17 protein-coding genes and 1 other RNA gene are annotated in these 18,931 nt (G+C 58.2%); 8 read left to right on the top strand and 10 right to left on the bottom strand.

Translation table 11 applies throughout. The annotated features are described in order from the left end of the window. Positions 1-28 precede the first annotated feature (28 nt). From SBL51_RS07160 to nrtS, 3 genes are all read left to right on the top strand, one after another. The gene (locus SBL51_RS07160) at positions 29-1,372 is read left to right on the top strand and encodes a sodium-dependent transporter (protein ID WP_317930210.1); all 1,344 of its coding nucleotides are present in this window, start codon (positions 29-31) and stop codon (positions 1,370-1,372) included. An 888-nt stretch (positions 1,373-2,260) separates the two neighbouring features. Further along, positions 2,261-2,740 carry an SsrA-binding protein SmpB gene (gene smpB / locus SBL51_RS07165; protein WP_317930211.1) on the top strand — a complete coding sequence of 160 codons (480 nt, stop codon included), beginning with the start codon at positions 2,261-2,263 and terminating at the stop codon, positions 2,738-2,740. Positions 2,741-2,748: 8 nt separating this feature from the next. Continuing rightward, on the top strand, positions 2,749-2,955 hold the full coding sequence (gene nrtS, locus SBL51_RS07170) for a nitrate/nitrite transporter NrtS (RefSeq protein ID WP_317930212.1): 207 nt from the start codon (positions 2,749-2,751) through the stop codon (positions 2,953-2,955). Here the strand turns inward: nrtS and SBL51_RS07175 are convergent. Further along, positions 2,952-3,602: an HD-GYP domain-containing protein gene (locus SBL51_RS07175; RefSeq protein ID WP_317930213.1), complete on the bottom strand. Its 651-nt coding sequence runs from the start codon at positions 3,600-3,602 to the stop codon at positions 2,952-2,954. The genes nrtS and SBL51_RS07175 overlap by 4 nt on opposite strands. 376 nt (positions 3,603-3,978) lie before the next feature. On the opposite strand from SBL51_RS07175, the gene ssrA reads away from it, so the two are divergent. Continuing rightward, positions 3,979-4,372, top strand: a transfer-messenger RNA (tmRNA) gene (ssrA, locus tag SBL51_RS07180). Positions 4,373-5,251: 879 nt separating this feature from the next. Further along, the gene (locus tag SBL51_RS07185; RefSeq protein ID WP_317930214.1) at positions 5,252-5,770 is read left to right on the top strand and encodes a cytochrome b; all 519 of its coding nucleotides are present in this window, start codon (positions 5,252-5,254) and stop codon (positions 5,768-5,770) included. 104 nt (positions 5,771-5,874) lie between these two features. Here SBL51_RS07185 and SBL51_RS07190 read toward each other — a convergent pair whose 3' ends face one another. The 4 genes from SBL51_RS07190 to SBL51_RS07205 form a co-directional block, all read right to left on the bottom strand. After that, a complete protein-coding gene (locus SBL51_RS07190) occupies positions 5,875-6,411 on the bottom strand; it encodes a hypothetical protein (protein ID WP_317930215.1) in 537 nt (178 codons plus the stop codon). Between the two features lie 100 nt (positions 6,412-6,511). Next, positions 6,512-6,727, bottom strand: coding sequence for a hypothetical protein (locus tag SBL51_RS07195; protein ID WP_317930216.1), 216 nt, complete (start codon positions 6,725-6,727; stop codon positions 6,512-6,514). A 245-nt stretch (positions 6,728-6,972) separates the two neighbouring features. Continuing rightward, positions 6,973-7,509, bottom strand: coding sequence for a hypothetical protein (locus SBL51_RS07200; protein ID WP_317930217.1), 537 nt, complete (start codon positions 7,507-7,509; stop codon positions 6,973-6,975). A 1,186-nt stretch (positions 7,510-8,695) separates the two neighbouring features. After that, positions 8,696-9,868 carry a sulfotransferase family protein gene (locus tag SBL51_RS07205; protein WP_317930218.1) on the bottom strand — a complete coding sequence of 391 codons (1,173 nt, stop codon included), beginning with the start codon at positions 9,866-9,868 and terminating at the stop codon, positions 8,696-8,698. 261 nt (positions 9,869-10,129) lie between these two features. Here SBL51_RS07205 and SBL51_RS07210 point away from each other — a divergent pair, with 261 nt between their 5' ends. The 3 genes from SBL51_RS07210 (at position 10,130) to SBL51_RS07220 (ending at position 13,074) form a co-directional block, all read left to right on the top strand. Beyond that, positions 10,130-11,995, top strand: a complete 1,866-nt coding sequence (locus SBL51_RS07210) for a DUF885 domain-containing protein (protein WP_317930219.1) — start codon at positions 10,130-10,132, stop codon at positions 11,993-11,995. An 83-nt stretch (positions 11,996-12,078) separates the two neighbouring features. Continuing rightward, a complete protein-coding gene (locus tag SBL51_RS07215; RefSeq protein ID WP_317930220.1) occupies positions 12,079-12,489 on the top strand; it encodes a hypothetical protein in 411 nt (136 codons plus the stop codon). A gap of 63 nt (positions 12,490-12,552) precedes the next feature. Beyond that, positions 12,553-13,074 carry a hypothetical protein gene (locus SBL51_RS07220; RefSeq protein ID WP_317930221.1) on the top strand — a complete coding sequence of 174 codons (522 nt, stop codon included), beginning with the start codon at positions 12,553-12,555 and terminating at the stop codon, positions 13,072-13,074. A 205-nt stretch (positions 13,075-13,279) separates the two neighbouring features. Here SBL51_RS07220 and SBL51_RS07225 read toward each other — a convergent pair whose 3' ends face one another. From SBL51_RS07225 to SBL51_RS07245, 5 genes are all read right to left on the bottom strand, one after another. Then, positions 13,280-13,546, bottom strand: coding sequence for a hypothetical protein (locus SBL51_RS07225; RefSeq protein WP_317930222.1), 267 nt, complete (start codon positions 13,544-13,546; stop codon positions 13,280-13,282). Between the two features lie 336 nt (positions 13,547-13,882). Further along, positions 13,883-15,001 carry an ABC transporter permease gene (locus SBL51_RS07230; RefSeq protein ID WP_317930223.1) on the bottom strand — a complete coding sequence of 373 codons (1,119 nt, stop codon included), beginning with the start codon at positions 14,999-15,001 and terminating at the stop codon, positions 13,883-13,885. A 3-nt stretch (positions 15,002-15,004) separates the two neighbouring features. Next, positions 15,005-16,126 carry an ABC transporter permease gene (locus SBL51_RS07235; protein WP_317930224.1) on the bottom strand — a complete coding sequence of 374 codons (1,122 nt, stop codon included), beginning with the start codon at positions 16,124-16,126 and terminating at the stop codon, positions 15,005-15,007. A gap of 2 nt (positions 16,127-16,128) precedes the next feature. Beyond that, positions 16,129-17,898, bottom strand: a complete 1,770-nt coding sequence (locus tag SBL51_RS07240) for an ATP-binding cassette domain-containing protein (protein WP_317930225.1) — start codon at positions 17,896-17,898, stop codon at positions 16,129-16,131. Beyond that, the gene (locus tag SBL51_RS07245; protein ID WP_317930226.1) at positions 17,895-18,887 is read right to left on the bottom strand and encodes an HlyD family efflux transporter periplasmic adaptor subunit; all 993 of its coding nucleotides are present in this window, start codon (positions 18,885-18,887) and stop codon (positions 17,895-17,897) included. The genes SBL51_RS07240 and SBL51_RS07245 overlap by 4 nt, the downstream gene beginning before the upstream one ends. Positions 18,888-18,931 lie beyond the last annotated feature (44 nt).

Consider the following 18,931-nt stretch of genomic DNA (forward strand, 5'->3'; position numbering starts at 1 on the left):
AAACCATAAATTTCGCGAAGGACAGACTATGGCATCCCGGGAACTCTTCTCCTCCAAAATGGGGTTTGTGATGGCGGCGGCCGGCTCCGCCGTTGGCCTCGGCAATATTTGGGGGTTCCCCACCAACACCGCCAGCAATGGCGGTGCGGCGTTTGTGCTGGTCTACCTGGTGTTGGCCTTCTGCCTGGCCTATCCGGCGTTGATGGCGGAACTGGTCATCGGCCGCGCCTCGCGCGCCAATATTGTCACCTCCCTGCGCGATATCGCCGGTGAACGCGGCATCCCCTGGGCGGGTATTTTAATCGGCGGTTACGGCGTGATCATCGCCAGTTTGATCTACAGCTTTTACTCCATCGTCGCAGGCTGGATGGTAGCCCACTGGGCTGAGTCGCTCACCACCATGGCTGGCCAAAGCCAGTGGAGCGAATGGCTGGTCGCCTTTGGCCTGAAACGCAATATTATTTTTACGGCCATTTTTATGGGCCTGACCATGGCCATTATCTCGCGCGGTGTAAGCGCCGGCATTGAGCGCTGGTCCACCCGTTTAATGCCGGTGATGATGTTGTTACTGGTGGTACTGATTATCTATGTGCTTACCCAAAATGGCGCCAGTGAAGGGCTGAAACTCTACCTGATTCCCCACTTCAGCGATCTCAAACCGCAGGTATTTTTAAGCGCGATGGGCCAGGCTTTCTTCTCGCTCTCGCTCGGCGTGGGCACCATGCTGATTTACGGCTCCTACCTAAGCGACAAGGAGAACCTGCCGCAGATTGGCGCCATCGTCACCCTCACCGATACCGGCATCGCCTTTATTGCCGGCCTGCTGATTCTGCCCGCCATCTACGTCGCCAAAGAGTATGGCACCAACGTCTTTACCGATGGTGGCGAACTGATCGCCGGCCCCGATCTCATCTTCCAGGTGCTGCCGGCGCTGTTTGGCTCTATGGGCACCGCCGGCACCCTGGTCGCCTTCGCCTTCTTCACCTTAATGACCATCGCTGCCCTTACCTCCTCCATCTCCATGCTGGAGGTGCCCGTCTCCCTGGCCACCGAAAACACCAAAATCGGTCGCGGCATGGCTACGCTGATTATCGGCAGCCTGATTTTTCTCATCTCTGTGGGCATCTGCCTCAACTTCGGCGCCCTGTTTGGCTGGGTGATCAACTTCACCACCGTCTACAGCGAGCCGGTACTGGGTATTTTGCTGTGTGTATTTGTCGGCTGGCTGTGGCACCGCAACAAGGTGCTCAACGCCCTCAAACCCGGCATGGACAACGCCGAGCAGAGCCTCTTCTTTAAAATTTGGCCCATGTACGTACGCTTCGTCTGTCCGCTGCTGATCCTGGCCACCTTTATACAAAGCCTGCGCTAAACCATCTCCAATAGCACAGGCATGACGCCTGTCACGAGCAGAGCGAGTGCGAGTGAGGGTCAAGCCAGCAGGGCCACGCCCCTTCGCCAGCTTGAACCAAGCGACGTTACCCAGAAGCCAAGGATGGCTTTTGGGTAACAGCAGGTAAAAAAACGCGCAGGATGCCCGTCACGAGCAACGCGAGTGCGAGCGAGGTTCCGGCCAGCAGGGCCACGCCCCTGCGCCAGTTTGAACCAAGCGACGTTACCCAGAAGCCAAGGATGGCTTTTGGGTAACAGCAGGTAAAAAAACGGGCAGGATGCCCGCCACGAGCACAGCGAGTGCGAGCGAGGTTCAGGCCAGCAGGGCCACGCCCCTGCGCCAGTTTGAACCAAGCGACGTTACCCAGAAGCCATGGACGGCTTTTGGGTAACAGCAGGTAAAAAAACGGGCAGGATGCCCGCCACGAGCACAGCGAGTGCGAGTGATGTTCAGGCCAGCAGAGCCACGCCCCTGCGCCAGTTTGAACCAAGCGACGTTACCCAGAAGCCATGGACGGCTTTTGGGTAACAGCAGGTAAAAAAACGGGCAGGATGCCCGTCACGAGCAACGCGAGTGCGAGCGAGGTTCAGGCCAGCAAGGCCACGCCCCTGCGCCAGCTTGAACCAAGCGACGTTACCCAGAAGCCAAGGATGGCTTTTGGGTAACAGCAGGTAAAAAACGGGCAGGATGCCCGTCACGAGCAACGCGAGTGCGAGCGAGGTTCAGGCCAGCAGGGCCACGCCCCTGCGCCAGTTTGAAGCGAGCGACGTTATTCAAAAGCCATGGACGGCTTTTGAATAACAGTAGGTAAAAAGTAGGTAAACAGCACCTAGCACAAGGCAAACGCCACCTATATAATCCGCCGCCATGTCAAAAACCAAGAAAAAGCCGGGCAGCAACGTTATTGCCCAAAACCGACGAGCGCGCTTTGATTTCCATATAGAAGAGAAATTCGAGGCGGGCTTAGTTCTGCTTGGCTGGGAAGTAAAAGCCCTGCGCGCCGGCAAGGGCCAGCTCACCGACTGCTACGTGGTGTTCGAAAAGGACGAAGCCTGGCTGTTAAATTGCCAGATCACCCCGCTGCAGAGCGCCTCCACCCACTATGTTGTGGAACCCACCCGCAAGCGCAAACTGCTGCTGCACCGCAAACAGATCGACAAACTGATGGAAGCCACCGAACAGAAAGGCCACACCATTGTTGCCCTGTCGCTTTACTGGAAAAACCATATGGTGAAGTGTGAAATCGCTATCGCCAAAGGTAAAAAGCAGCACGATAAACGCGAAACCGAAAAGCAGCGGGACTGGGATCGTCAAAAAGGGCGCGTGATGCGCCAAGCCAACAGTTAACACCCCAATTGAGCAGCGTTACCCTCTCCCCAATTCACTACCGCGCCATCAAGGTGGCATTGGTTGTGGGCACCATACTGGCCACTATCAACCACGGCGATAAATTGGTGACTGGCAGTATGATCCCGCTCGATTGGCTAAAACTCGGCCTCACCTACCTGGTGCCCTACTGCGTTTCCGTCTACTCCGCGCTAGCGGCGCAAAAACGGGCCTAACAGGGGCAAGCTCGCTGCGCTCCAGCCGTTTCGTTACAAGTAGCTGCCTGACTGCAATTAGCCGGGCCGGCCTCACGGGCAATCTCGCTACGGCTATCACGCCCCAGGATAAACTGGCGAAAGGCCCGCAACAGCTCCGGATCATAGTGCCGCTCGCTGCCCGCCATTACCTCCAACGCCTCCTCAATCGGCACCCCCTTGTGATAGGGGCGGTTCATGGTCAAGGCATCAAACGTGTCCCACAGGCGCACTATACGCGCCAGGAAAGGGATCGACTTACCCTCCAGACCACCGGGGTAGCCGGTGCCATCGAAGTTCTCGTGGTGATAACGAACCACATCGGTAATCCGCGGGTCCAGCCCTAAAGGGCTCAGTAGTTGATAGCCGATCTCCGGGTGCTGGCGCACCAACGCCATCTCTGAGGCCGTCAGGCGTGTCGGCTTATTGAGGATATGTTCATTAATCGAAAGCTTGCCCACATCGTGAATACTGGCGCCGATACCCAGCAGATGCCGCTCCTCGGCGGAGCAACCAACATGATCGGCGAAGTGGACAATTTTGTCGGCCAACCGCTGGTGATGGCCATTAAGATCGGGGTCACGCCCCTCAACGATACCGCTAATAAACTTCGAGATATTTTCGAGCATTACCTCTGCTCCTATCGAAACAGCCCAATCCATCGAAAGCCTGACCCAGCCATCGCTAATATAAGAATAGTAACTTCTTATTTCGATGAATTATATACAAGGGTGGCTAATCAATTTGATTTGGATCACATGCAGGCTTAAACAGATCTAATACTTTTGTACAATAGCGGATCTTTAATCCTGTGCTAGCACCCCCTCCGAAAGCCCCGCCAGCCATGCACAACAAGCTTTTCTTGGCATAGCTATCCGAGTACTGTAGGATCGCCAAACTTCATTAAATTGGCGCTTGAACTTTCGTTCAAAGCCCCCATCTAATGAAACCATAAGTGATGACATCGCTTATCTGCCTAACCACCCGGCAAACCTCCCAGTTTACGGGGGCGATTAGGATTCGACGACGGTGACAAAACTTTAAGTGCATGTGGTGATGACAGCCAATCACCTTAATCCAAAGCTGTAAACTAATAGTTGCAAACGATGACAACTACGGTGCTCAACTAGCTGCTTAATGCAGCCTAGATGATCCACCATCTAGCCGCTACGGCCGCTAGCGGTCTTTAACAAGGTGCCTGTACCGCGTTATTGACTGTCATACAGAACAGGATCGCAGCAAAGCACGCTTGGGATGGCGCTGTTAAATTATTACCAAGCTCACATCATGCACCCTGCCCGTTGGGTCGCCTGGTGTTAAATTAATAAACGGAACTAAACATGTAGAGCTTAAAGCGGCGCACTGGCGGACGGGGGTTCAAATCCCCCCGCCTCCACCAAATAAAAAACCCCAGTCCCAGGACTGGGGTTTTTTATTTGGCGAGTCGGTGGCGTGGATGCCCCCGCCATTGCGAAGTATCACTACAAATCTTGGACTCGTTTTTTTATTTGGCCGATGCAGTCGGACTTCGGACTTGCAAATGTCCGAGGTTCACAACATTGCCTGGAGCAAATTTGGACACCCAAGGGATGGTCTACACGGATGTAAACCACAAATCCCACTACTGTTTTTAATTTGGCCGGCCTAACAATACATCAGACAGATTGCATCCAGACCTGCAACAGCTCACCAATTCGAAAATTCATAATTAAATAAACTACCCAAGAACGAGAGCTATTCAAAATAGCTGGTTTATAAAAATGCAAGATCCAAAGGACGATAAACCGATTAAAAAACTCCTTCAAATAAACCCACCAACAACCAGCTCAACTTGCGGGTATATTGCCATTATGAAAATGCGGACGGATGGACTATTACCCACAGACTCGGAACAACCAAACGACCAAACCCATCAACGTGAAAATCGTTATTATCTTTGACCACCGCGGTGAACAGATAAATAAAATAAATAATTACTCTTATCCAACCCAGATCAACATTACGAAACGGCCGCACCGATTTTATACATTTATGGAAAAATAATTTCCGGTTTAGCTTCTACTGCACTCACCTATCAGTGAAGAGCCATTAACCGATTAAACCTACTGTGCCACCCACCACACACAAACAGTGACACCCGTAGCACTACACCCACCCCCACCGTCAAAAACTTGATCTCAATTAAGCTTTTACCACTTCCGGCGCCAACGCCTATTGACGGCCACCCCTGCAATCGATACCTTTTCTCGATTGCGAACCACTATCATTTGAGGTTGTTATGGCCACCGATTTAGCGAAGTACGATGTCACCTCCCGCTGGCTGCACTGGCTGCACGCCTCGGTCATTCTGTGGGCGACGGTGAGTGGTTTAACGGTCTCTTTGGGCCATGTGAGCAAGTCGCTGGAGCAGGCTATTGGCGGCTTTAATGTCTCGATTACCTCGCTCTTGATCCCCTTCTTTGCCTGGCGCCTACTCAACCGTTCCGTCAGCCAGAAGCCCGGTTATGGCCAGGCCCTCTCCACCGCCGAGGTTTGGCTGGCGCGGGCCATGCACTGGGCCTTGTACGGGTTAACCTGTGTGGTGTTGGTCTCCGGCGTGATGCGCATGGATGCCCCCTTTTCGATTTTCCATCTGCTGTTGGTGCCCAATCTGGTCGCCTCACCGACTGTAATTGAGGTATTTGATCAGCTGCATATCATCAGCACTCGCCTGTTGGCGCTGTGTGTGTTGGTGCATCTGTTGGCGGTGTTTAAGCACCAGTTGCGCGGCACCAATATTTTGCGGCGGATGATCTAGTCTGGGCCAGTTGTCCGTTCAGGTAGGCTATTCAGAGGTGGGGCCGCCGATGCACAGCGGCCCGTTCGATGCGTCCAGTGTTGGATATTACGAATTAAAGCGCGCTACTCGCCAATATCACACGGGCCATCCGGGTGCACCGGGGCGGTCTCGGCCAACAGCTTAAATTGGCTGCCATCCCACAAATAGAAGCCGGTTTTGAAGTAGTAGGCATCCTCAGGCTCCATATACTCCTCCAGCGGGTTCACCATCAGCAGCCGGCTATCGGCGCGATAACAGTAGCCGTTACTGGCAATCAGCTCCTCGCTAAAAACCGTCACCTTGCCGGTGGGCAGATTGACCATGGCCAGCATCTGGCAACCGGTACCACAGCCCCAGAAGGTGAGCACATTGTCACCGGCAAAGTTGGCGGGCTCGCCAATCAGGTAACCCAAGCGGGTTTTAAACATGCCCGCGTCCGGGTCGGAGTTCATATCGATGGTTTGCAGGGTGCCGGCCACAGGGGTCGCCGGGTAGTCGGCCATCTTCGGTGAATCGGCGCTGGCGGCGCTGGCGGCGCCGGCTGCGGCCAAGGTTAGCAGCAGTGCAGACCATAGGCCGGGCTTGCGTGCGGGTGATCGAACTTTTTTCTCTACGGCCATAAGTCACTCATCCATTGCATAGCGGTTATCAGTAGGCGCCACCATGGCCCCTAACCTATAACAAGATAGTCACCCAACGGCCTGCCTTCAAAAAAATGGGTTAACCGCGCCCCGCCCGACGGCAGCGTTTGCGGCGGGTGGAGTGGCGAAAATTCTGGCGAAACTCCTGGGAGAGGCGCTTGCTGCGCCGGGTATGCGCACGCAAATGCATAGGGGTATAGCTGGCGTGTTTGTGCACAAACCGTTTTAACTTTTTACGCTGAAACAGTTTTTTATAGGAGTCGCTTAACCAGCGGCGCAGTTTTTTCGGTTCCATGATTTTTCTTCCCCACTGAATCCATTGAAGTGTAGCCAGGCGCACTTGGCCACGCTAACCGGTAACTGTTGCAACTTAAAAAACAGACAAAAAAGGGGCCAAAAGGCCCCTAAGGTCACACACAACTTTTACTGGTTTCACTTGGCTTAAAAACAGAGCCTGATAACGGCCAAGCTTCCACGTCGGCCTCCAGCCAGAGGTTATCGGCGCTGGGCCGTCGCGAGCGAGAAGCGATAATCAGCCCATTACGGGCCGCTGTTGGCGGCGCGCTCGCTGCTGTCGTCACAGGCGACAAAGCGCGGGGCGGTTTTGGCGAGCAGTTTGAATTGGTGGCCGTCCCACAGGTAGAAGGCGGTTTTAAAGAAGTAGTCGCCGCCCTCCTCGTCCGGGCTCCACAGCGGGTTGACCACCAGCAGGCGGCTGTCAGCCTGGTAGCAGAAGCCGTTGGCGGCAATCAGCTCGCGGGCGATGGTCACCCGGCCGGATTTGGCGTTGACCATACCCACCATCTGACAGCTGGCGCCACAGCCCCAGTAGCTGAGCACCTGGTCACCGGCAAAGTTGGGGGCCTCACCCAGGTGGTCGCGCAGACGGCTTTGGAAGTAGTTGGCGTCGGGGTCGGATTGCCAGTCGATGGCTTTCAGGTGGTTGTTGATGGGGTGGGAGGGGTAGTCGCTGAACTTGGGTTCGCCAGCGAGTGCCGCAGCGGTGAACAGCAGTGCCACCAGGGCAGCGCCAGTGTGCCTGAATAACTTGTCGAGCCGAGCCGTAACCACCGACATGATCTCTTCCTTTTCGCACTCAATTAATAATTTGCGAACAACCCGTTTATAAAAAAATAGACGCCACTTTTACCTCGCTCAAAAAAGGGTTTGGCAAAATGAGAGGCAGTCCCTATTTGCCGGCCCGAAGCGTTAAACAGCGCAAATTTATTTGGCCAGAAGCGGCCATTAGCGGCCGAGGCATAGCCTTGGTGCGCGGGTTGTGGGGGCCGGCTTTCCGGCGGGGAGGTATGGGCGGGCGATAAGGGCAAACGATTTCGACCAATCGCTTCCGTGGTCGGCCGGGTGCCTGCCAAAAAGCTCCGGCAAGCCACCCAATCGGCACTACCGGCGACGCTTTAAGGGTCGGCGAGCGATCTCTAAGCGAGCTCGCGCTCAGTTAGAGGTACCCCCCGGATACCTCAGCAGGTACCCTCCCCCTACCTCAGCAACCTCCGTAGGGGCGACCGGCGGTCGCCCACATCACAGGCAATTTTAATTCGCAGATACCCAATCCTCGCGGGCGATCGCCGATCGCCCCTACAGGAGAAATTTTTAAACCCCAAAATAATCCGAACCTCCGTAGGGGCGACCGGCGGTCGCCCACATCGCAGGTAATCTTGATTCGCAGATACCCAAACCTCGCGGGCGATCGCCGATCGCCGACCGCCATGGATGGTGGGGAATGCAAAAAACGAAGGAACGGTTTTCTGCCCTACATGAGAAATTTTTAAACCCCAAAATAATCCGAACCTCCGTAGGTGCGACCGGCGGTCGCCCACATCGCAGGTAATCTTAATTCGCAGATACCCAAACCTCGCGGGCGATCGCCGATCGCCGACCGCCATGGATGGTGGGGAATGCAAAAAACGAAGGAACGGTTTTCTGCCCTACAGGAGAAATATTTAAACCCCAAGACAATCCGAACCTCCGTAGGGGCGACCGGTGGTCGCCCACATCGCAGGTAATTTTAATTCGCAGATACCCAAACCTCGCGGGCGATCGCCGATCGCCGACCGCCATGGATGGCGGGGAATGCAAAAAACGAAGGAACGGTTTTCTGCCTACAACAGAAATATTGAACGCCCGAGGCAACCCGAATCCCGTAGGGGCGACCGGCGGTCGCCCGTGTGAGACGTAAATTTATTGTGGTGGTAATGATGATCCCGGCGGGGATGATGGCAGGCGTGGGCGGGTTACGACCCGCCTATTGCTTGCGGGCCAGCCCGTCGGCCTCGCGGGGGATATTGAAGCGGGCCATATAGTCGGCGAACAGCTCCTCCAGGGCCGGCTCATCCAGGCCAAACTCGGCCAGGGTGTAGTGGTTGGCGCCGCGGGCGTTTTTGGGGTTATCCCGGTGCCAGTTGGCCACCGCCTGTTGCAGTTCGGGCGGGGTATCCAGCTCCAGTTGCCGATGCACCTTAATCATCTCGGTCACCGGGTCCGCCACCAGGGCGTAGTAGTCGACATGGCTGATGCGCGCGCCATAGGGGCCATCCACCGCCGCCAGCAGCCGCTCGACGTGGCGCTTGATAAAGTGGGTCATCTCCCGCCCCAGCACAATCTTGTCCACCGCCTGCAGACCGCGGGCGAGGCGCAGGTGGTAAGAGAGCTTGGCGATGGAGGCGACCGTCTGCAGCGGGTCGCGGTGGGTCATGACAAAGCGGGCATCCGGGTAGACCAGCATAATCTCCGGCACCGCCAGCAGGTGGTTGGGGTATTTCAGCGCCCAGGGTTTGCGCTCCCGCTGCCACTGCAGCAGCTGCAGCTGGCGCTTGTGAATGCGATAACTGGCGGCCAGGTCGGCTTCATCCAAAAGGTAGTCGAAGTAGCCGGGTGTGCGAAACAAGTTATTGAAGCCGGCGGCGCCGGCGCTCTGTTGCAGAAAGATATGGCACTCCTCGGAGCCATCCTCGTCGTGCAGATGCATGGCGGCAAAGTTTTTTACCTCCGGCGCCAGCTGACGGCGGCGCACGGCCCAGGCGGCGCGACGCTGCTCGGCGGCGGCCGGGTCTGCCCCCGGCGGTGGCGAGGGGGTTAAAGCCTCCCAGGTGCGCAGCAGGCGAAAGCGCGGGTCGCAGTCGAACAGGTATTGAAAATAGGTGGTGCCGGAGCGGGGCAGGCCGGTGAGAAAGAGCGGTTGCTCGATGGGCTCGTCGCCAATTTCCGGGTGCTGGCGCAACCACTTCACCCCCTCCAGGCGGTTGCAGGCATCGTTTACCAGCATCAGGTGCGTGCGCCGCCAACCCTCCTCGGTGAGCTCGGCTTGCGTGTTGATATCGGCGCACAGGCGCTCAAGGTTGGCACGGACGGCGGGTTCGTTGTCACTCACACCAACCGCCTGTTCGGCCTCGGCCAGAATCTGCTCAGCGTTCAGCATAGCTAGGTACCGTTATTGTTATCGGTGGTTCCTATTAGTTATAGGCGCTGCCGGCAGGTTACTCAATTTCAGGGGTAATACAATCCGGCCACCTAAGACGGGCGGCGAAACCGGGCAGTGGCGCACAGGTTTCGGCCAGCCCAGGGCCGGCCGCTCTCGATTCGCGGGCCAGGAATGGTTACCCTCTATGCGTGCTTGTTCGTCACAGGGGTTGGATACCAACCCGCCCCCTTTTGCCACATTAGCCAAAGGAACTGACTTATGGCCCTACGCCTTCGCGCCTGCACTCTGCTGCTCACCCTGGCGGTGATCGCCACCGGCACCCAAACCGCCTGCTCCGCCAACTCCGCCATGCCCACACAACAGGCGCTGGCCACCCTGGCCCGCAACGAGGCTGGCCTGGAGCCCTCGGCGCAGCTGCTGCAGCTGTTTGATCTGATCTGGCAGTGGCAGCTCGATAACTACCCGGAGCTGGCCACCTACAACGGCATTGCCGGCCACAGCGACACTTGGACCGACCTCTCGCCGGCGGCCATGAGCTACCGGCGCGATATGCCGGTGCGCTTTCTAACCATTCTGGAGACCATCGACCCAGCCGGCCTGCCGCCCGAGCGCCGGCTCGACTACCGGCTGGTGCAAAAATCCCTGCAGGCGGAGATCGAGCGCAACCACTACACCCGCATGCTCAGCGGCCAGAGCCCCTCGGTGGCGCCGCCCTGGCCAATCAACGCCATGAGTGGCATTCAGCTGACCATTCCCCAGGTGATTGCCATAATGCCCGCCAACACGGTGGCCGACTACGACCATATCGTCGCCCGTCTGCAGGCAGCGGCACCGCTGCTGGAGCAGACCACCAAGCTGCTGAAGCGCAGCCTGGCGAAAGGGATGACCGCCCCTCAGGTAACCCTGAAGGGTATGCCGGCGCAGATCGACAGCCTGATGCCGGTGCCGGTCACCGACAGCCCCCTCTACGCCCGCTTCACCGCCATGCCGGAGACTATTCCCGCCGCCGAGCAGACGCGCCTGCGCCAAGCCGCAAAGCTTGCCCTAACCGAGCAGACCTACCCCGCCTTTCGCCAGCTGCGCGACTACCTGGTAAGCATCTACATACCCCGCGCGCGCACCAGCATTGGCCTCTCGGCCCTGCGCAATGGCGACGATTGGTACGCCGCCCTGGCGCGGGAATACACCACCACCGACTTAACGCCGAGCGAGATTCACGAGCTGGGCCTAAGCGAGGTAGCGCGCATCCGCCAGGCGATGGCGGCGATTAAAAACCAGACCGGCTTCAGCGGCAGCCTGGCCGACTTTTTTATCTTCCTGCGCAGCGACCCGCAGTTCTTCTTCGACGACCCGCAGCAGCTGCTGATGACCTACCGTGATATCGCCAAGCGCATCGACCCCCAGCTGACCACGCTGTTCGCCACCCTGCCGCGCCTGCCCTATGGCGTAAAAGAGGTGCCGGCCTATGCCGCCCCCGCCACCACCACCGCCTACTACGAGCCCGGCTCGGTTGTGGCGGGACGGCCCGGTTACTTCTTTGCCAACACCTACGATCTGAACAGCCGCCCCAAGTGGGAGATGGAGGCGCTCACCCTGCACGAAGCGGTGCCCGGCCACCATCTGCAGATCGCCCTGATGCAGGAGCAGGCCGGCATCCACCCGCTGATCAAGGATCTCTACTACACCGCCTTTGTCGAGGGCTGGGGGCTCTACGCCGAGAGTCTGGGCGGCGAGATAGGTCTCTACCGCGACCCCTACGCCAAATTTGGCCAGCTCACCTATGAGATGTGGCGCTCGATACGGCTGGTGGTCGATACCGGCATGCACTCCCTCGGTTGGAGCCGGCAACAGGCGATCGACTACTTCAAACAGAACTCCGGCAAGGCGGAGCACGATATCGAGGTGGAGATCGACCGCTATATCACCATGCCTGGCCAGGCTCTGGCCTACAAGGTGGGCGAGCTGAAGATCAAAGCGCTGCGCGCCAAGGCGGAAACGGCACTGGGCGACAAGTTTGATATCCGCGCATTTCACGACCTTGTCTTGGCGCGGGGCGCCCTGCCGCTGGATCTGCTGGAGGCGAGGGTAGACGCCTGGATTGCCGCACAGACGGAGCAGCCCTAACACGGAAATCTGCATCACTCTATTCACAACCGATAAGCGCTGCTGCACCAGAGCAGCGGGCTGACCGTTAACTGTAGGAAACCATGAGAGCGATACCGGACTTTTACCAAAAACGGCTGTGCGGCCCCGGCACAGCCACGTTAAGTGTGTTGGCCAAGGATGGCTCTATCCAATCCACCCTGGTGTGGCCCGATTTTGACGGCACTTATCTGAAGCTCAATATGTTGGCGGGCTCGCCGAAAGAGACCAATATTCGCCGGGAGGGGCGCGCCACCCTGTTAATGGCCGACCCGGCCGATGACAATTTGTACATCTCCCTGCGCTGCAGGCTGCATAAAATTGAGCGCGACCACGCCATTGACCACTTGAACCAAATCACCCAGAGAAACATGGGTGTGGCCAGCTGGTACGGCGAGGTAGAATCGGCCGACTGCCCAAGCCAACAGCGGCGGGTGGTTGTCTATCTGAAACCGGTGCACGTCTATCACACCTAAACCGTTTAGTCGGGTACCGCTCCGTATCGAATGCGTTTTAATAATTGACAAGAAGGGACTCTAATGAAAACCATCGAACTGCTGGCCATCGGCATCCGCCTGCTTGGCCTCTATCTGGGCTTTCAACTGCTGCAATTTTCCAGCTCGTTTTTTTACACCTACCAACAGTTTCAGCTGGTGATGCCCGAGCAAGGCCCAATGCCACTGCTTGCCGTCTACACGGTGTGCACAGTGCTGTGCCTGGTGGCCATAGCGCTATTTATTCAATTCCCAGCCACCGTTGCTCGCTGGCTGCTACCCAAAACCAACCGTGAAAGCCCGACCCTCTCCGGCGATGCCCAGCAACTGCAATTGGCCGGCTTTACCCTGCTCGGCATCACTATTTTGGCGAGAGCCATTCCCGATCTCATCCATAACCTGGCGCTGTTGTCGATGATGGATTACCACTATGACAACAGCCGTCAGCTCTACGACCAGGTCAACCTTGCGGTAACGGTGGTGGAACTGCTTATGGGTGGTTATCTCACACTCCAGGCGCAAGGGCTGTTGAAGCTGATTAATAAATTTCGCTACGCCAGCCGCTGATTGCTACCCACTCGTCCGTTTGCATGAGAGATGTTTTTTACGCAAGCGATTCAGGGTGGAGTTTAAGCGTATTGGCAATGGCTCAGCCAATACCAGGGTCGTATTTAGACGTTTGAAACAAGCCGTTATCGCGTACAGCACAGGCCTCCAAACCAAAGACCAAAGACCAAAGACCAAAGCTGTTTGACGACTGTACTTGCGCTTGTCATGAGTTTTTAATTTTCTGGGCATGCTTTATAAAAGCTTTGATCAATACCGTTGCTGAGAATACGAAAAATAAGACCCAAGCGATAAAGTTATACCAAAATCCCTCAGGATCATTGCTAACTTCGTGATGACCACTTCTGTGCCGACCAAACTCAAGCATGTCACCAATTAAGTAGCCATGAATTACCAAGCCGAGCATGACACCAAAAAGTATAAGCAATGCAATAGAAACAAAAACTAGGCGCAATATTTTCATCTCTTTCATAGCTTAAGACTCATAACAAAAAAGGCCGCTCTCGAAAAAAGCCGCCATCAAAAAAATAGCTAGGGCCTGTTAACACTAATTTAGCACCTCTGTTGAGCTTGAAATGAGCTCGATCTAGGCGCGAGCTGCGTAGTTTGGTGGGCCCAAATCAGCGGTGAGCAACAACGAGCGAGCTCATTTCAGGCTCACCCCTTCGGGCTGGGGCCAGTTTTTTGCCCAGTTTTTTGCCCAGCGTTGTTGCCAGCCGCTTATGTAGGCCCACTACATGGCACGTCTGGCGCCTAGCTGGACAAAAAACTGACCTCCAGCAGTGGTGCTAAATTAGTGTTAACAGGCCTAGGCCAACCGGTGACGAAACAGCCACGCCGACAGCGGCAGAGTGATAGCCGATAACACCAGCATCGGCACAAACAGTACCGCCACCTGGCTAAAACCCGCCCCCTCCAGATAGACCCTCCGCACCAGCTCAATACCAAAGCGCAACGGATTCAGATAGGTGGCAATCTGCAACGCCTCGGGCATATTGCGGATGGGTGTGAGCAGGCCGGAGAGCAGCATCAGCGGCATGATTAACAAAAAGGTGTAGAGCATCGCCTGCTGCATATTGAGCGACACCGCCGACAGCGAGAGCCCCACCCCCACCGCCGCCGTGGTAAAGGCGACCAGCCCCAGGTAGAGCAGCCAGACCGAGCCGGCGATGGGCACCTGAAACCAAAACTGAATAATCAAAAAGACGATGGTCGACTGCACCAGGCCAACGAAGATCGCCGGCAGCGCCTTGCCAATTAATATCTGCAGCGGCGTTAACGGGGTGACCAGCAGTTGATCGAAGGTGCCCTGCTCCCGCTCACGGGCCACCGACAGTGCCGCGATCAACAGGGTTTGCAACATACTGAGCGCGGCGATCATGGCCGGCATCAACTGCCAGCGGGACTCTAAATTGGGGTTAAACCAGGCGCGCCGCTCAACCGTTACCGGCGCGCCGGCGGCACTGCTCAGGGCGCGGTTAAAAGTGCCGACAATGGCGCCGATGTGGGCCGCGGCCGCAGCCGCGGTGGAGGAGTTGCGGCCATCCAGAATCAGCTGCAGCGGCGCCGCCTGGCCCTGGGCCAGACGCTCGTCAAAATCGGCCGGAATGGTCAACACCAGCAACACCTCACCGGCATCAATTAAACCGGCAATTTGATTGCTGTTACCAAGCTCGGCCCGGCGCACAAACACCCCGGTGCCGTCGATGTGGGCCATCAGTTCACGGGCCGCTTCACCACGGCTCTGGTCGAGCAGCGCGTAGGGGGCGTAGTTGAGATCGTAGGTGGCACCGTAACCAAACAGCATCGACTGAATCAACGCCGGGCCCACCAGCACCAGGCGGTTTTTTGGGTCTTTGACCAGCGCCAACAACTCTTTGCGAAACAGAAACAGCACCCGCCAAAAATATTCCACCAGGAAACTCATGATCTAATCCAACTTCTTCAGCAGAGTGCGGCGGGTGGCGATGATCATCAGCAGCAGTTGCAGTAGCAGAATCGCGCACTTTTGCAGGGCCATCAGCCAGTCGTTGCCGGCCAGAAATTGCGTCTTAATCAGCGCCATGTAGTGGGTGGCCGGCAGTATCTGGCTGACCACCTGGATCACCAACGGCACATTGCGCAGGTCGAAGATAAAGCCCGACAGCATTAGCGCCGGTAGAAAACTCAACAGCATGGCCACCTGGCTGGCCTGGAACTGATTGCGGGTAACGCCGGAAATTAACAGGCCGAGTTGCAGCGACACCAGCAGGTAGAGCAGCGAGGCGATCACAATCACCAGCAGGGAGCCGCGAACCGGCACCTGAAACAGAAACTTGGCGGCCAGCAAGCACAACACCAGGTCGATAATGCCGATCACCATAAAGGGGGTTATTTTGGCCAGCACCATCTCCAAAGGGCGCACGGGGGTGACAAAGAGTGCCTCGAAGGTGCCCCGCTCCCACTCCCGGGCAATCAGCAGCGAGGTGAGAAAGGCGCCGATCAAGGTCATCACCAGGGCAATTAAGCCCGGCACCAGATACCAGGTGCTGTCGCCGGTTTCGTTAAACCAGATGCGCTGCACCAGGGTTACGCCGCCGGCGCTGGACTTGCCGCCGACGCGATCGGCCTGCTGCTGGAAGACGCTGGCAATGGCACCGTTAACATAGCCCTCGAGGGTGGCCGCCAAGGTGGCATCAATACCGTTCACCAACAGCTGTACCTGGGCCTGGCCGGCGGCCAGCTGGCGGGTAAAGTCGACCGGCAGGCGGACAATGGCGTCGGCCTCGCCCCGACCCAGCAGGGTTTCGGCCTCGGCCATACTCGACACCCACTTGGGCGCCAGGTAGGTCGAGCCCTCCAGGGCCGAGTAAAACTGCCGGGCGGTGGGGCTCTGGTCGGCCATCACCACAGCAATGGGGGCATTTTTCACATCGAAGGAGAGGCCGTAGCCAAACAGCAGAATCAGCGTGACCGGCAGCAGCAGGCCCACCCCCAGGTTGGAGCGGTCGCGCACCATCTGCCGTGTCTCTTTGCGCACCAGAGCCATATAACGGCGGGTAAAACCAACCATGCTCAGCCGCTCCCCGCCCGCTGCAGGCTGACCCGGCTCTGCTCCACCACACCAATAAAGGCGCTGTTCATATCGCTGTGCTGGTCACCGCCGGCCTGCTCGCGCACTTGCTGCGGCGTACCCAGGGCCAGCAGCTGGCCGGCATCTTGGATAGCGATACGGTCGCAGTACTCGGCCTCCTCCATAAAGTGGGTGGTGATCACCACAGTGACACCGCTCTCGGCCAAGCTGGTGATGGTGCGCCAGAAGAGGCGGCGGGCGATGGGGTCGATGCCACTGGTGGGCTCATCCAGAAAGAGGATCTCCGGCTCGTGCAGCAGCCCCGCCGCCATCGCCAGGCGCTGCTTAAAGCCACCGGGCAGGTCGCCGCTGGTGGCGGCCGGATCCAGGTCAAACTGCGCCAGCACAGAGGCGATGCGGCTGCGCAGATGGCGGCCGCGCAGGCCGTAGGCGCCACCAAAAAAGTCGAGGTTTTCGCGCACACTGAGCAGGCCGTAGAGTGAGAACTTCTGCGCCACGTAGCCGATGCGGCCGCGCGCCTGGGCACGGGCATGACGCAGGTTGAGGCCGGCCACCTCCAGCTGGCCGCCACTGGCCGGCAGCAGCCCGCAGAGCATGCGAAAGGTGGTGGTTTTGCCGGCGCCGTTGGGGCCGAGCAGGCCAAAAATCTCGCCGCGCGCCACCTCAAACGAGGTGCTGGCGACGGCGGTGAAGTCGCCAAACTTGCGCACCAGGTTGCGTACCCGAATCACCGCCTCTCCCTCGGCCGGGGCGGTGACCGCAGTTTGGCTGGCGACCGGTTGTGCCTGTGGGCCGGGTTGGTCATCGCTTTGGTGGCGGCGCAGCAGCAGCATAAAGGCATCTTCCAGCTCCGCCGGCCGCGCCTGCAGTTCGGCGCCGTCCAGTAGCTGGCTGATCTCGGCTTCGCGGCAGTGGGGTTCGCGAATCAGGCGCACGGCGCCACCCTTGGGCACGGCATCGACGATCAGCTCGCGGTTATCGATCAGCCGTGCCTGCCAGTTGCGCGCCGGCACCCCCGTCGGTGGCGTCACTCTGTAGGTTAGCCCCGCTGCCCGCGTACGCAGGCTGGCAGGCGACCCTTCGGCCAGCAGCTCGCCCTGGTTCAAGACATACACCTGGGCGCAGCGTTCGGCCTCATCCATATAAGCGGTGCTGACCACCACGCTCAACTGCTCCTCGTCAATCAGCTGCTCGAGAATCTGCCAGAGGTCGCGCCGGGAGAGGGGGTCGACGCCAACACTGGGCTCATCCAACAGCAGCAGGTCCGGCGAGCGCACCAGGGTGCAGGCCAGCCCCAGCTTTTGCTTCATGCCACCAGAGAGCTTGCCCGCCGGGCGGGCGGTGAATTTGGCCAGGTCGGTCATCGCCAGCAGCCGGGCGAAGCGCTGGCGGCGCTCGGCCATGGCCACCCCGTGCAGGTCGGCGTAGAGGTCGAGATTCTCCTGCACGCTCAGATCTTCATACAGACCAAAGCGCTGGGGCATATAGCTGATGCGGTCCTGTATCGCCTGGGGCTCCCGGCTGGCGTCGTGGCCGAGCACGGTGAGGCTGCCGCCATCGACCTTCAGCAGACCACAGGCCATGCGCATAAAGGTCGACTTACCGGCGCCGTCGGGGCCGACCAGGGCGGTCAGCTCGCCCGGATGGATGGAGAGTGAGATATTGCGCAGGGCTTGAAAGGGCTGGCCGTCTGGGCCGAGGTAGGTTTTGGTTACGGCCCGCGCAACAATCGAGGCGCCGGTTGCAGTCACTGGCGGTTACCCAGCACAACCGTCACCGGCTGGCCCAGGCGCAGTTGGTTATTAGCGTCGTCCGCCACCACGCGCACCTCATACACCAGGCTGGTTCGCAGCTTTTCAGTCTGCACCGCTTTCGGCGTGAACTCCGCCACCGAGGCGATATAACCCACCTGGCCGGTGATGGCCTGGTCGGGTTGGCTGTCGGTAAAGAGTTGCGCGGCCATACCCGGCTGAATATGGCCGAGGTCTGGCTCGTGTACATAGATGCGCACCCATTTTGGCTGGGTGAGTGCCAGCGCCAGTACCGGTTTTTGCGGCGAGGCCATATCGCCGGGTTCCAGCAGGCGGGAGCGGACCACGGCATCGGCCGGGGCGCTCAGCTCGCCCAGGCTGATGCGATATTGCAACAGCGCCAGTTGCGCCTGTGAGGCCTGCAGCTGCGCCGCGGCCACGGCGATATCCTCTGCCCGCGGGCCTTGTTCCGCCAGACGCAGGCCATCGGTGAGCTCGGCGACCTGGGCTTCGGCCACCTCTTTGGCGGCCAGCGCACGGTCGAGCTCCTGCACACTGACGCTGCGACCATCACTTTTGATGTCGATATCTTTGAGCCGGGCCAGCTCCAGCTCGGCGCGCTTGGCCTCGGCCTTGGCCGCCGCCAAGCGCGAGCGGGCCTGCTCGATCTCTTCCGGCCGGCTACCGTTTTTCAGTTTCGCCAGAGTCTGGCGCAGGGCTTCAATTTGAGCTTCGGCCTGTTGCGCCTGCAGGGCTAAATCACGGGTATCGAGCACCGCCAGCAGTTGGCCTTTGCTGACGCTATCACCCTCCTCAACATTAAGTGTCAGCAGGCGGCCGCTGCCATCAAAGGCGAGAGAGATCTGCCGCACATCGACATTGCCGTAAAAGGTAAGATCGCCAGTATCGCCATGACTGTGGCCGTATAACCAGATCGACAATGCCACCACCAAGCCGCCGACCAGCAGTGCAATTACAGGTTTTTTCATTCAACTCCCCAACAACTTGCCAAAGGTGCGTAACGCTCGCCGGA

The sequence above is a fragment of the Halioxenophilus sp. WMMB6 genome, from assembly GCF_033283405.1.
Taxonomy (GTDB): domain Bacteria; phylum Pseudomonadota; class Gammaproteobacteria; order Pseudomonadales; family Cellvibrionaceae; genus Halioxenophilus.

Excerpts from the sequence above, each read along its gene's own strand:
- SBL51_RS07195 (WP_317930216.1), bottom strand. The coding sequence starts at position 6,727 with ATGGAACCGAAAAAACTGCGCCGCTGGTTAAGCGACTCCTATAAAAAA.
- SBL51_RS07175 (WP_317930213.1), bottom strand. The coding sequence starts at position 3,602 with ATGCTCGAAAATATCTCGAAGTTTATTAGCGGTATCGTTGAGGGGCGT.
- smpB (WP_317930211.1), top strand. The coding sequence starts at position 2,261 with ATGTCAAAAACCAAGAAAAAGCCGGGCAGCAACGTTATTGCCCAAAAC.
- SBL51_RS07185 (WP_317930214.1), top strand. The coding sequence starts at position 5,252 with ATGGCCACCGATTTAGCGAAGTACGATGTCACCTCCCGCTGGCTGCAC.
- SBL51_RS07235 (WP_317930224.1), bottom strand. The coding sequence starts at position 16,126 with ATGGTTGGTTTTACCCGCCGTTATATGGCTCTGGTGCGCAAAGAGACA.
- SBL51_RS07225 (WP_317930222.1), bottom strand. The coding sequence starts at position 13,546 with ATGAAAGAGATGAAAATATTGCGCCTAGTTTTTGTTTCTATTGCATTG.
- SBL51_RS07210 (WP_317930219.1), top strand. The coding sequence starts at position 10,130 with ATGGCCCTACGCCTTCGCGCCTGCACTCTGCTGCTCACCCTGGCGGTG.
- SBL51_RS07200 (WP_317930217.1), bottom strand. The coding sequence starts at position 7,509 with ATGTCGGTGGTTACGGCTCGGCTCGACAAGTTATTCAGGCACACTGGC.
- SBL51_RS07205 (WP_317930218.1), bottom strand. The coding sequence starts at position 9,868 with ATGCTGAACGCTGAGCAGATTCTGGCCGAGGCCGAACAGGCGGTTGGT.
- SBL51_RS07220 (WP_317930221.1), top strand. The coding sequence starts at position 12,553 with ATGAAAACCATCGAACTGCTGGCCATCGGCATCCGCCTGCTTGGCCTC.
- SBL51_RS07245 (WP_317930226.1), bottom strand. The coding sequence starts at position 18,887 with ATGAAAAAACCTGTAATTGCACTGCTGGTCGGCGGCTTGGTGGTGGCA.
- SBL51_RS07230 (WP_317930223.1), bottom strand. The coding sequence starts at position 15,001 with ATGAGTTTCCTGGTGGAATATTTTTGGCGGGTGCTGTTTCTGTTTCGC.
- SBL51_RS07160 (WP_317930210.1), top strand. The coding sequence starts at position 29 with ATGGCATCCCGGGAACTCTTCTCCTCCAAAATGGGGTTTGTGATGGCG.
- SBL51_RS07215 (WP_317930220.1), top strand. The coding sequence starts at position 12,079 with ATGAGAGCGATACCGGACTTTTACCAAAAACGGCTGTGCGGCCCCGGC.
- SBL51_RS07190 (WP_317930215.1), bottom strand. The coding sequence starts at position 6,411 with ATGGCCGTAGAGAAAAAAGTTCGATCACCCGCACGCAAGCCCGGCCTA.